This window comes from Synechococcus sp. W55.2 (genome assembly GCF_047461635.1).
In the GTDB taxonomy this organism is placed as follows: domain Bacteria; phylum Cyanobacteriota; class Cyanobacteriia; order Thermostichales; family Thermostichaceae; genus Thermostichus.
Genome location: NZ_JANSHM010000076.1, coordinates 1 through 13,103, shown reverse-complemented (window position 1 = coordinate 13,103; position 13,103 = coordinate 1). Strand labels below are relative to the sequence as shown.

Annotated in this window: 9 protein-coding genes; 3 read left to right on the top strand and 6 right to left on the bottom strand. The window is 59.8% G+C overall.

All coding sequences use genetic code 11. The features are described from left to right. Positions 1–87 precede the first annotated feature (87 nt). A complete protein-coding gene (locus NW828_RS12335) occupies positions 88–333 on the top strand; it encodes a hypothetical protein (protein ID WP_414384173.1) in 246 nt (81 codons plus the stop codon). Here the strand turns inward: NW828_RS12335 and NW828_RS12330 are convergent. The 5 genes from NW828_RS12330 to murQ form a co-directional block, all read right to left on the bottom strand. Beyond that, a complete protein-coding gene (locus NW828_RS12330; RefSeq protein ID WP_414384171.1) occupies positions 330–1,730 on the bottom strand; it encodes a ferredoxin:protochlorophyllide reductase (ATP-dependent) subunit N in 1,401 nt (466 codons plus the stop codon). The two genes, NW828_RS12335 and NW828_RS12330, sit on opposite strands and share 4 nt — an antisense overlap. Positions 1,731–1,770: 40 nt before the next feature. Next, a complete protein-coding gene (locus tag NW828_RS12325; RefSeq protein ID WP_414384170.1) occupies positions 1,771–2,748 on the bottom strand; it encodes a protochlorophyllide reductase in 978 nt (325 codons plus the stop codon). Between the two features lie 158 nt (positions 2,749–2,906). After that, positions 2,907–3,743 (bottom strand): ferredoxin:protochlorophyllide reductase (ATP-dependent) iron-sulfur ATP-binding protein, encoded by an 837-nt coding sequence (gene bchL / locus NW828_RS12320; RefSeq protein WP_041437180.1) that lies wholly within the window; start codon positions 3,741–3,743, stop codon positions 2,907–2,909. A gap of 371 nt (positions 3,744–4,114) precedes the next feature. Next, complete coding sequence (locus tag NW828_RS12315) at positions 4,115–5,401, bottom strand: recombinase family protein (RefSeq protein ID WP_414373573.1); 1,287 nt, start codon at positions 5,399–5,401, stop codon at positions 4,115–4,117. A gap of 21 nt (positions 5,402–5,422) precedes the next feature. After that, entirely contained in the window at positions 5,423–6,352 is a 930-nt protein-coding gene (gene murQ, locus NW828_RS12310) for an N-acetylmuramic acid 6-phosphate etherase (RefSeq protein ID WP_414384168.1), read from the bottom strand. A gap of 368 nt (positions 6,353–6,720) precedes the next feature. Here murQ and NW828_RS12305 point away from each other — a divergent pair, with 368 nt between their 5' ends. Beyond that, complete coding sequence (locus tag NW828_RS12305) at positions 6,721–8,121, top strand: histidine phosphatase family protein (protein ID WP_414384166.1); 1,401 nt, start codon at positions 6,721–6,723, stop codon at positions 8,119–8,121. Between the two features lie 2 nt (positions 8,122–8,123). Next, positions 8,124–9,494, top strand: a complete 1,371-nt coding sequence (locus tag NW828_RS12300) for a dihydroorotase (protein WP_414384165.1) — start codon at positions 8,124–8,126, stop codon at positions 9,492–9,494. Between the two features lie 88 nt (positions 9,495–9,582). Here the strand turns inward: NW828_RS12300 and ileS are convergent, their stop codons facing one another. Next, the gene (ileS, locus tag NW828_RS12295; protein ID WP_414384174.1) at positions 9,583–12,366 is read right to left on the bottom strand and encodes an isoleucine--tRNA ligase; all 2,784 of its coding nucleotides are present in this window, start codon (positions 12,364–12,366) and stop codon (positions 9,583–9,585) included. Positions 12,367–13,103: the final 737 nt, after the last annotated feature.

The following is a 13,103-nucleotide window of genomic DNA, read 5'->3' as shown; positions in this document are numbered from 1 at the left end:
CTTTGGGTATTCTACTCAAAGCTTTGCGGGATACCGCCATTCTGTTTGGAAACAAACAGAATGCTATCGCTGCATAGCTGAACAGTGATGTTCAGCAGTGTTCAGCGTAAATGTATCAGCATCACCACCCAAGCTACAGAGAAGGGGTTTATCTTTCGCTGCCGACTGCTCCAGCAAGATGGCTCTTGCGAGCCGGAGATTGGCGCCAAAGCCTACGGCTACTTTCAAAACGAGGCCGAAGCTATTCTGGCGGGCATGGTCTGGATCGACCGGCAGCAACTGCCAGATCACCTAGACGGTCTACTGTTTGACAATGAGGAGCCGGAAGGTTAGATAGGGGCTTCTTCCCGCACCAACCGTTCCCAACCCAAGCCTTTGAGGGCTGCATTGCGCCGCAGCGGTCGGGTCACCAGCTCCAGCAGAGCTTGGGCGTTGCCGAAGCCGTGGATCTGGGCGAAGGTAAACTCCACCGACCACTTGGTGGTTATCCCCCGTGCCTCTAGGGGGTTGGCGTGGGCCATACCTGTGATCACCAGATCCGGCTGCAGGGCCTTGATGCGCTGGATTTGGTTGTAGTTATCCGGCTTCTCTACGATGGTGGGCTTGGGCACTCCCATCTCTTCGCAGGTGCGCTCCAAGAGGGCCAGCTCAGCCGCTTGGTAGCGTTTGTCCATGTAAGGGATCCCAATTTCCTGCACCGTCATGCCACAGCGCACCAGGAAACGGGCCAGCGAGATCTCCAGCAGGTTATCGCCCATGAAGAAAACGCTCTTGCCCCGCACCAGCTCCAGATAATCCCGAACTTGGGGATGGTTCCACACTTCCGCTTCCCGCTCTGCCAAGCCTGGCGTCGGGATCCCCAGCTCGCGGGCAATGGCTTCTATCCAGGCGCGGGTGCCATCCGGCCCGATGGGAAAAGGAGCGGTGATGAGCTTAGCCTTTTTGCGGCGTACCAGCGTGGTGGCCGTGCGGCTGAGGAAAGGATTCACCCCCACCACGTAGGTGCCCGGCTCGATCACCGGCAGCTCTCCATAGCGTTTGGCCGGCAACCAGCCGGAGACGCGGATCCCGTGTTTTTTCAGCTCCAGGGTGAGTTGGGTCACCACCGGATCGGGCACCGAGCCGAAGATCACCAAGGGAGGATGCTTGTGGAAGCCTTCCTCCTCTTTCTTTGTTCCAGAGCGGAGCCCGTAAAAAAGCGCCTGGAGACCCCCGCGGGTTTCCTGCTCCTCTGCCCGCACCTGCTCTGGGCAGCGTTGAGCCATCGAGGCCAAAACCGTGTCTTCCCCTTGGGTAAAAGCGTAGTCGAGGCCATTGGCCCGGGCCACCACAATCGGGATCCCGATCTCCCCTTCCAGCTTCTGGGCTAGGCCCTCCAGATCCATTTTGATGATCTCGGTGGTGCAGGTGCCGATCCAAACAATCACGCTGGGATTGCGATCTCGTTGAATTTGCAGGCACAGCCGCTTCAGCTCCTCATAGTCGTTGAGCTTGGCGCTAATATCCCCCTCTTCCAGCTCCGCCATGGCATAGCGGGGCTCGGCAAAGATCATCACCCCCATGGCGTTTTGCAGAAAGTAGCCACAGGTCTTGGTGCCGATGACCAAAAAGAAGCTGTCTTCAATTTTTTGATAAAGCCAAGCTACACAACTAATCGGGCAAAAGGTATGGTAATTGCCGGTTTCGCACTGAAAGTTAAGGGCGTTGGCACTATTCAAAGCAGCATTCATGCTCGTCTCCTAAAAACATAAAAGAAGGGAACGTTGCCAACTAGAGGGCTACCAACTGGGGCACACCCACCAATTTTTCGCTGAGATCCCAAAGCAATTTGGCCTTGGCATCGTCTGCCGCCTCGTCAGAGACTTCTTGGTTAAAGGGCTTGGCATTCTTGCGTTGCCGGTTGCCCCAGCTCCAGTAGAACCCCGACCGACGAAACTCGGGATCGGTCACCACTTGGGCCACCCGCTCTCCGGCCAATTCCTGAGAAACAAATCCGCCCGTGATGTTTTTTTGAAACCAGGGGAAAAGTTTTTGAAACAGGGGATAGTGATGGCGGAACAGAGCCGTGGTGGCTACACACCCCGGATAGAGGGAGAGGAAGGTGATGCCAGTGCTTTCGTGGAAGCGGCGGTGCAGCTCGCGCATGGTGAGGATATTGCAGACTTTGCTGTCTTTGTAGGCTTTCACCGGTTCAAATTTGCCGCCGTCCGCCATGCTGATGGGATCCTTGAAGCCCTGGGCAAACCCCCGCAGATCCCCCAGGTGGGGTTGGGGTGGGATCTTACCCCCCAGCTCTTTGGGATTGTGGGTAACCGTGCCCAAGATCACCAGCCGCCGATCTGGATAGGTGGAGCGTTTCAGATCCTCCAACATCAAATGGCAGAGCAAGAAATGCCCCAGATGGTTGGTGGCCATGGTCAGCTCATATCCTTCCGGGCTGCGCAGGGGCTGCTTGAGCAGGGGCATGTAGATGGCGGCATTGCAGACCAAGGCGTCCAAGGAACGGCCCCAGTTGCGGAACTGCTCGACAAACCGCCGCACGCTGGCCAAGCTGGCCAGATCGATCTGCAGCAGGGTATAGCTGCCCTGGGGGATCCCCACTTGCTGGGCCGCCCGGTAGGCTTTGTCCAGATCCCGACAGGCCATCACCACGTGCCAGCCGCGCTTGGCCAAGGCCAAAGCTGAGTACAGGCCAACACCCGAGGAAGCTCCGGTAATCACGACGGTGGGTTGCTCTTGTCCTTGCATATCCAACTCCTGTGCCATTTCCTTCCCAAAGCGAGATCCCTACAGGATCCATCTTGGGGGGGAAAGCGGATCGGACAACAAATTGATAAGGTTTGCGACAGTCTTCCGAAACAGTGGCTTCATTTTTGGACACACTGCCCCCGCTGGCAGGGGATCCGTCACACCAGGGCCAGTTGACGGGCCGGGGTGTTGTAAAAGTCGGAGAGCAAAGCAAACAGCTCCCGATCTTCGGCAGGTTGGGGCACGATCCCTTCCGGGCGGGCCAGCAGCTCATCGGCGATGTTCAGGTAGTACTGGCAGACAGGCTCCAGGCTGGGATCGGTTTCCGCCATCTCGAAGAGGGTTTTGCCCTTGACCCGCGAGACGCGAATATCTTCAATGAGGGGAAGCACCTCGATAACCGGCATGGGAACTGCCGAGACGTATTTGTCAATCAGATCCCGCTTACTGGTGCGATTGCCGATCAGCCCGGCCAACCGCAGCTTGCGGGTTTTAGCCTTTTCTCGCACCGAGGCAGCAATCCGATTGGCGGCAAACAGGGCATCAAAGCCGTTGTCGGTCACAATCAGGCAGTAGTCGGCGTAGTTGAGGGGAGCTGCAAAACCGCCACACACCACATCCCCCAACACATCGAAGAGGATGACATCGTACTCATCGAAGGCGTTCAGCTCCTTTAGGAGTTTGACGGTTTCCCCCACCACATAGCCGCCACAGCCAGCCCCTGCCGGGGGCCCACCCGCTTCCACACAGTCCACGCCGCCGTAGCCGCGGTAGATCACATCTTCTGGGTAGATGTCTTCGTGGTGATAGCCCTTGGCTTCCAGGGTGTCGATGATGGTGGGGATGAGAAAGCCGGTCAGGGTGAAGGTGCTGTCGTGCTTGGGATCACAGCCAATCTGCAAGACCTTTTTGCCCCGCCTGGCCAAGGCCACCGAGATGTTGCAACTGGTGGTGGATTTGCCGATCCCACCTTTTCCGTAAACCGCCAATTTCACAGCGCGTTCCTCCATGGGGCAGACAAGGGACATTATCGGCAGCCAACCCGCCCCCTGAGAACTGTTGCGAAGGATAAAGGTGGATCCCTCAAAAAGCTAGAAGTTCCCAGATCTTGCAAATGGTCCTAAGAAAGTTCCCAGGGCTTCTCAAGTCGATTTTTGATGTTTTTCCCGATTTTAGTTTTAGATATACTTTCATCAGTGATCAAAAGAAAACAACTCCAGATGACAATTCACCCAAATCGGGAAGGATTCAGCTATGCCATGGCGCTGATCCCGTCCTCTTGGCTTGGCGCTGAGGCAGGTCTGGGCTGAGAAAGAATCAAGAATGGTCTCAATTCTGGGGGGAAGGTGGGGGGAACCCTTCGCTCTCAGGGATCGAAGGCAAAAGTAACTCGCACCGCTCCTGCAGAATCCACCTCGATCCTGCGCAGGAATTCCCGCAGGTAGGCACGCCGTTCGGTCTCGCTGAGGTCTTGCCAGAAGGGCGGGATGGAGAGGGTTTGGATGGTCTGGGTGAGGTTGGCGGGGGGGAGTTGCTCCAGCTTTTGGGCCAAGCGGGCCGTCTCTGCTCGCAACTGGTAGCGACGCTGGGCCAGGGAGGCTTCGTCCATTAGTCCAGATTGCTGTAGCTCTTCCAATTGCCGCAGCCGCTCGGCGTTGGCCTGGATTTGGGCTTGCAGCTCTTGGCGGACTTGGGTGAGGGCTTGTCGATCCAGCGTCTGGGCGCGTTGGGGCAGTTGTTCGCACACCTGCCGGATCACCTCCTGCAGGACTTCGGTGTAGGGGAGGCTGTAGCGACAGGTTTGGCAGCGCAGATAGAGGTAGGGGGATCCGTTCTTTTTCCCCTTGCGAGGGGTGGTTTGCACAATGCGCAGAAGGCTGCCACAAGCGCAGCAATGAACCAGGCCGGCCAAAGCGCGGGGAGCACTGGCGCTGCGGCGAGGGATCCCTTGGTTGCGTTTGAGCCAGCGATCGATCTGGGCGGCTTCCGTGCGGCTGAGAAGGGCCGGGTGAGTGTCCCGCAGGGTGGTGCCGTCGGCATAGGCCAGATCCCCGCGGTATACCGGGTTGAGCAGCCAGTTGCGTCCGGTGGCCACAGAAATCCGCTTGTGGTGTTTTTCCTCCAAGAAGCGCACCGCCTGCCGCAGGGATCCGTAGAGGAGAAAGTGCTGGAAAAAATCCTGAACGATGCTGGCCTGCCGGCGATCCAGCACGTAGCGTTCCCCTTCGCGGCGGTAGCCAAAGGGGGCAGGGCCAGGGGGGGGTTTGCCCGCCAGGCGGTTTTGGGCTTGGCTGCAGCAGAGGCGGCGGCTTTGCAACTGATGGGGGATCTCGGCCAGCAGGGGGATCCAATCGGCAGCCTTGGTGGGGGTTTGCAGGCCGGATTCGGTGACCAAGCTGAGGCGGATCCCGGAGTGTTGGATTTGCAGCAGCCGCTCGTGGATTTCATCCGCCCGATCCCCCAGATCCGACAGGCGCAAGAGCAGCACTTCCTGCACCAAGCCGGCTGTGATGCGTCGGAACAGCTCCTCCAAATGAGTTCGGGATCCCCAATCGTGCAGGATGGGATCGGCCCCTCGCCCCTGGAGCCAGGCCAACTCCTGTTCCGGCAAAGGGGCATGGGAAGGCGTGTAGAGGTAGCCGCAAACGCTCATGGACAAGCCATTCAACTATTGTCACCGCCGCTGCGCCAGAGCAGCATCAAGCACCTGGCGAATGTTGCCCTGGGCCTGGTGCAAGTGCTGACGGGCCTCTTGAGCAGAGCACCCCATCAAGGCCACAAGGATCGCGGTTTTCACCTCTCCATCACAAGCCTGCAGCAATTGGGCAGCCGTAGTGGGATCCAGATCGCAGGCCAAAGCCACTATTCGCTCCGCCCGCTGCTTGAGCTTGGCATTGCTGGCTTGGAGATCCACCATTAGGTTGCCATAGGTCTTGCCCAAGCGGATCATCACTCCAGTGGAGATCGTGTTCAACACCAGCTTTTGGGCTGTGCCGGCTTTCATGCGGGTGGATCCGAGGATCACCTCCGGCCCCACCAAAGGGGCAATGGCAATGTCCACCTGCTCGGTTAGCGGGGAAGGGTGGTTACAGGCCAGGCCAATCGTGAGCGCCCCCATGCTCCTAGCGGCTTGGATCCCACCCAGCACATAGGGGGTACGACCGCTGGCAGCAATTCCCACCACACTATCTTGAGCTTGGAGGTGGAGACTCTCCAGAGCGCGGGCAGCCGCTTCTGCGTCGTCCTCTGCGCCTTCTACCGCCTGGGTCAGGGCCCTTTCCCCCCCGGCAATCAAAGCCACCACCTGGGTGGGGGAAGTGCCAAAAGTGGGCGGGCACTCAGCCGCATCCAGCACCCCCAGCCGACCTGAGGTTCCTGCCCCGATATAGATCAGCCGCCCGCCGCGACTCATCCGCTGGGCAATGGCATCGATGGCTTGGGCAATCGGCTCTGCTTGAGCAGCCACCGCTTCCGGCACCCGCCGATCCTCAGCGTTGATCCGTTTCACCAGTTCCCAGGTGCTGAGACGGTCGATCTCGGCTGTAGCCGGGTTGGGGCTTTCGGTCAGGGATCCGGGATCCCAAGCCAATTGTGGAGAAACCATGGCAGCGCTTGTCCAGGCAAGAGGGATCCGCCTTCAGGGATCCTACACTTTGTCTTCTCGGATTCTATCGGTGGCAGGGGGCTCTCCTGAGGGAGCAGTGGAGGGAAAAACTGCGCCAACAGCACCACAACAAGGGCAAGGAGCACCAAGCCGGCCCCCTTCGCCAACGTCCATTCAACCAAAACCTCTGCCAGCGGAAACGCAGCGCGGCCATTCTCCAAAGATGCCCCCATCACAAGCGGCGACCAGCCCAAATACGCCTCAGTCGGCAGCCCAACCGGTGAATTGACGAAGGCGAGCGCCGCCCAGTGGCGGTACTCTAGAAGGTGTTCTAAGGACTCCGTCCCGCTACTGCGATGAGTAAGTCCATGCAAGCGATGGCAAGGACTCCGTCCCGCTACCGCGACCAGCCTGCCCTGCGCATCTTGATCGTGCGCCATGGTGAGAGCACCTTCAACCTGGAAAATCGCATTCAAGGCCGCTCCGATCTCTCCCGGCTCACCCCCACTGGAGAAGTGCAGGCGCAGCGTGTAGCCGAGGCCCTGGCCGGGATCCCGTTGGATTGCGCCTATTGCAGCCCCCTGTCTCGCGCCCTCGAGACAGCTCGCATCCTTTTGAAAGACCGAGAAGGGATCCCTCTGCACATCACCGATCAACTGCGGGAGATCGACCTGACAGCCTGGGAAGGGCTGACCTTTGCCGAGGTGCAGGAGAAATACCCCGAAGATTACCACCTGTGGCGGCACCATCCCGACACCCTGGAGCTAGAGGGCCGCTTTCCGGTGCGGGAGCTCTGGCAGCAGGCGCAGGGGTTTTGGGAAATGCTGGCCCTGCATCTGCAATCGGCTGCAGGCCTCTGGAACCATGGAGCGGATCCCTCCCCAAGGCAGCCCCTCAATATCCTCATCGTGGGCCACAGCGGCATCAATCGCGCCCTGGTCAGCACCGCCATCGGCCTGGGGCCACACCACTATCACCGCCTCGGGCAGGATAACTGCGCCATCAGCGTTCTCAATTTTCCCGAGGGCCTGCAGGGGCCGCCACAACTGGAATCTCTGAACATCACCGCTCACCTCGGCCAAGCCCTGCCCAAGCGCAAGCAGGGGATGCGCATCTTGCTGGTGCGGCATGGGGAAACCCAATGGAACCGAGAGCGCCGTTTTCAAGGGCAGCGGGATATCCCCCTCAATGCCACCGGGGAGGAACAGGCAGCCAAGGTGGCAGAATTTTTGGCCACTCAACCTCTGCAACTGGCCTTCTCCAGCCCCCTGAAGCGCCCCTGGGCCACAGCCGATGCCATCTGCAGCAACCACAGCAACCTCATTTTGCGCCCAATGCCCGACTTGCAAGAGATCTGCCACGGCGACTGGGAGGGCAAGCTGCAAAGCGAAGTCGAAGCCGAATACCCCGGCGAGCTGGAGCGCTGGCAACGGGATCCCGCCAGTGTGCAGATGCCCAATGGGGAAAACCTTCACCAGGTGTGGGAGCGCACTCGCTCCGCTTGGCAGGAGCTTTTGGCCATCACCGCAGCCCAGTTTCCTCAGGGCACGGCGGTTGTTGTTGCCCACGATGCCATCAACAAGGCGATCATCTGTCAGTTGTTCGACCTTTCCCCCCAAGCCTTTTGGATCTTCAAGCAGGGGAATGGCGCCATTACGGTGATCGACTATCCAGAAGGCAAGGAGGGTGCCCCGGTTTTGAAGGTGTTGAACCTCACCACCCATCTGTCCGGCCAGATCCTGGACTGCACCACCGCTGGAGCTTTGTAAAGATGGGCTCATCCCCTCTCCGCGAGCTAACAGGACGACTAACAGGACAAAATGTGCATCTCCAGGGAGTGCGCCTATTGGATCCCTTGCGCCAGCGGGATGAAGTAACCGATGTGTGGTTGCAAGAGGGTCGCCTGCGGGCCACCGAGCCAGCAGGGATCCCTGCCGATATCCCCACCATCAATGGCTCAGGTTGGGTGGTGGGGCCGGGTTTGCTGGATCTGTATGCCCACAGCGGCGAGATGGTTGGCAGCGGTCGCGTAAGCGGTGCGGAGCACTTTCTGGCCCACAGTCGGGAAACCCTGACCTCTTTGGCTGCAGCGGCTTTGGCGGGAGGCTTTACCCAGGTGGGGCTTCTGCCCACCCCCCTTCCCGGAAGCGGCTTTTTTCCGGTGCTGGATCGCCCGGAGCACTTGAACCGCTACCCCCGCCAATTGGGGGATCCCCGCTGGCTGCCCTGGGCTGCCCTGAGCGTGGGTGGCCAGGGAGAAACCCCAACCCCCTGGGGAGAACTGGCGCAAGCGGGAGCAGTTGGCTTTGCAGAGGTTCAGCCGCTGCGCTCCTTGGCTTTGGTGCGGCGGGCTCTGGAGTATTTGCGGCTGGGGAAGAAACCCCTGCTGCTCTGGGCCTGGGATCCCACCTTGGCCGGGCAAGGCAGCCTTTACGAAGGGATCTGGGCGCTGCGCCTAGGGCTGAAAGGGATCCCTGCCAGTGCCGAAACTGCCGCTCTGGCCCGTCTCTTGGAGGTGATCAGGAGCGTTCCTTCCCCTCCGCCTGTGCATATTATGCGCCTGAGCCAAGCCCGCAGCCTGGAGCTGATCCAACAGGCCCAAGCAGAAGGACTGCCGGTTACCGCCAGCACCACTTGGATGCACCTGATCTTGTCCGAAGAGGCCGTCCTTGAGCATCGCTACGATCCCCACCTTCGTCTCCTGCCCCCTCTTCCCAGCGCCGGCGACCGGGAGGCTCTGATCGCCGGGATCCGTTCCGGCAGCCTGGGGATCGCGACGGATCACCACCCCTACACCTACGAAGAGAAAACCCTGCCCTTTGCCGATGCCCCGCCGGGGGCGATGGGCCTGGAGCTGGCTCTGCCGCTGCTGTGGCAACATTTGGTGGCAACGGGATCCCTGACGGCGCTGCAACTGTGGTCTGCCCTCAGCCTGTACCCGGCCCGCTGCCTAAACCTAGATCCGCCCACCCTCACCCCCCACAGCGACTGGGTGCTGTTTGATCCCACCCACCCCTGGACGGTTTCTGCGGCCACCCTCCACTCCCGATCGCCAGCGACTCCCTGGCTGGAGAAAACCCTGTGCGGCAAGGTGTTGCACACCCATGTCGAGGGGATCCCATCCCGCAGCTCTGCCCCTTGATCCCGAAGAAGGCCGACAAGACCTGTCCGGAGAAAGAGCCAATTCAAAGAGGGGGATCCCTTCCCGCCAGCGGGACGGGGTCCCGAATTCAAAACTCCCCGGCCAGAGCGGCTACACAACGCTCACACAGCTCTGGATGTTCGGCAAATTCCCCCACACGGGTGGAATAGTTCCAGCAGCGCACGCACTTTTGGCCGTCAGCCGGAAAAACAGAGATCTGCAAGCCTTGACCTGAGGTTTTCTCCAGTTCCACCTGTGAGGTGATGAACAAGTAGCGCAACTCGGCAGCCCGCTCCTGCAAAAGAGAGTACAGGCCGGGATCCGCCACCTTCAGAATGACCTTGGCCTCGGTGGAAGCGCCGATGGGCTTAAAGGACTTCGTCCCGCTAACGCGACCGGTACGGGCTTGCTCCAGAGCCTTGTTCACCTCTTGGCGCACCTCTCGCAGCTGCTCCCAAATGGCCGCCAACTGGGGATCCCGCCAGTGCTCCGGCAGCTTCATCCACCCCCCCTCAAACACCGAACGGGTGGGCTTGGGATAGGGCAGATGGCTCCAAATCTCTTCGGCCAGGTGGGAGAGAACGGGGGCGATGGCCTTGGCCAAGTTCTCCAGCAACAGGGAGAGCACCGTTTGACATTGGCGCCGCCGTAGACTTTGGGCATGGCTAATGTAGAGGCGATCCTTGGCAATATCCAGGTAAAAGTTGGAGAGATCCACCACACAGAAGTTCTGAATCGCCTGGAAAAAGCGGTAGAACTGATAGCTTGCAAAAGATTCGCCGATCTCGGATCCCACCTCGTGCAGGCGGTGCAAAATGTAGCGGTCTAGCTCCGTCAAGGCTTCAAAAGGAACGGCATCCTGAGTTGGATTGAAGTCGTAGAGGTTGCTCAGCAAAAAGCGAGCTGTGTTGCGGATTTTGCGATACACATCCGCCATTTGCCCAAGAATGGTCTTACCCAGCGGCACATCCCCGGAGTAGTCCACACTGGAGACCCACAGGCGCAGCACATCCGCCCCGTAGGCGGGATCCGTCTGGGGATCTTTGCCGCCGTTGATTAACACCATCGGATCGATGACATTCCCCAGGGACTTGCTCATTTTCTGGCCTTTCTCGTCCAGCACAAACCCATGGGTGAGCACCGCCTTGTAGGGGGCATGGCCGTTGACGGCCACGGAGGTAAGCAAACTGGATTGGAACCAGCCCCGGTGTTGGTCGGAGCCCTCCAAATACAGATCCACCGGGTAGCCCAGCCCTTGGGCCTTGGCCACTGCCGCCCAGGAGGAGCCGGAGTCAAACCAGACATCCATGGTGTCCATCCCTTTGCGGTAGGTGCGGCCATTGTGGCGGTACTTCTCCGGCAGCAACTCCTCCACCGGGCGCTTCCACCAGGCGTCGGATCCCTCCTGGGCGAAGATGGCCTTGATGTGGTCGAGGGTCTCGGCGGTGAGCAAGGGCTCGCCGGTTTCTTCGTCGTAAAAGACGGGGATGGGCACGCCCCAAGCCCGCTGGCGGGAAATACACCAATCCGAGCGCTCCGACACCATAGCAGTGATGCGGTTCTCCCCGATGGCCGGGATCCATTTCACGGTTTTAATGGCCTGCAGGGCCAGCTCCCGGAAGCCAGCTACAGACGCAAACCACTGCTCGGTGGCCCGGAAAATCGTTGGCTCTTTCGTGCGCCAGTCGTAGGGATATTTGTGGTTGTAGGGCTCTTCCTTGAGCAAAGCCCCCGCAGCCTGCAGAGCCTGGATGACAGCAGCATTGCCGCTGGTCTCCGGCTTCTTGGAGAGCACATCCAACCCGACGAACTGGGATCCGGCCTCGGCGGTAAATCTCCCCTGATCGTCCACAGGGCTGAGAATGGGCAGACCATACTTTTGGCCGGTTTTGAAGTCATCTTCCCCATGCCCCGGAGCTGTGTGCACAATGCCGGTGCCGGACTCGGTGGTGACATAGTCCCCCAGCACGCAGAGGCTGGCGCGGTCAAAGAGGGGGTGCCGTCCTTGACTGTATTCCAGGGCGGATCCCGACAGGGTGGCCTTGATCTCCAGAGGCGTCTCCAGAACCTTCTCCAGCCGCTCCCGCAGATCGGCGGCGATCAACAGCAGGCCGAAGCGGGGAGACTCCACCACTGCATAGGTGAGCTTGGGGTTAAAGCAGAGAGCCAGGTTGGCCGGGATCGTCCAAGGGGTGGTGGTCCAGATGGCTGCCCGCAGGCCCGGCATGAAAGGCTCCAAAACCGGCTGCGCCGCCGGACTCAGGCTCTGCAGGGGAAAGGCCACGTAGATGCTGGGGGAGATGTGGTTGTCGGGGTACTCCAGCTCCGCTTCCGCCAGAGCCGTCTGGGAGCTGGGGCTCCAGTGGACGGGTTTGAGGCCGCGGTAGATGTAGCCCTTGAGGGCCATTTGTCCAAACACCTCGATCTGGGCGGCTTCGTACTCCGGCGACAGCGTCAGGTAGGGCCGATCCCAGGATCCCCATACCCCCAGGCGCTGAAAACTGGCCCGCTGCACATCAACGTAGTGCAGGGCGTACTCCTTGGCTTTTTGTCGCAGCTGCAGAGGGGTGAGGTTTTCCCGCTCCTGCGGAGTGAGGCTTTGCAACACTTTCAGTTCGATGGGCAGGCCGTGGCAATCCCAGCCGGGCACGTAGCGCACCTTGCGCCCCTGCAGGATGTGGTACTTGTTGACGATATCCTTGAGGATCTTGTTGAGGGTGGTGCCCATGTGGATATCGCCATTGGCGTAGGGCGGTCCATCGTGCAGGACAAAGGGATCCCCAGGATTGTGGTCGGCAAGGCGCTGGTAGATTTGCTCTTCCTGCCAAAAGGCTTGAATGGCGGGTTCTCTCTTGGCGGCCTCTGCCCGCATGGGAAACTGAGTTTGGGGCAGGTTGAGGGTACTTTTGTAGTCCACGGCAACTCGAGCAACCTAAAGGGCGTCTCTCTATCCTACGCTGTCGCCTCATCCTCAGCAGTCCATCCCTCACCCCTCTTGTGGGACAGGGGATCCGAAGCCCACGGTCACCCAGAGCGCCTGGAGCTCTCAAACGGCTCCAACAAACCACCGCATGAACTCCCTGATCGAGAAAACAAGAAAAGATTTGTGCTAGTCTCAGGGTGTCGTTTAGTAAGGGAGGTTCCTGCGGATGCCAGATAGTAGTAGTTGTAAGGGTCGTCAAGTTGGGTTCAGCCGGCTGTGCGCCGGGGCTGTTCTCTAACGGTCTGAACTTAGATCCTTCAGTCTGCTGAAGAGTCTTCGCGTTCTGGCTCGCTTGGAGTTCCTCCCGGCAGTCAGGTTCCAGTTGAAGGCCCGCTAGACCGCTCTTTCCCTGACCGCCTGTTGTTGCCTTGGGGGTGGGAGAGAGCGGATAGTTTTGCAGATAGCTGTAGCGGGGCTTGGAATGGACGGGCGTGTAAACTACCCGGCTCCGACCGCTAAGCAGTACAGAGCGGGCTTTCAGTAGCCCTGGGCCTGCTCTGCTCTACCAGAGAACAAAACAGGCCCGTTCGCGAAGCGAGCCGTAGGCTTAACCTCTAGGCTGGTTTACGACAGCCCCCAAGAGCGCAATCACATTCGCACCATTCAAATCCGCATCCCCTTCCCAT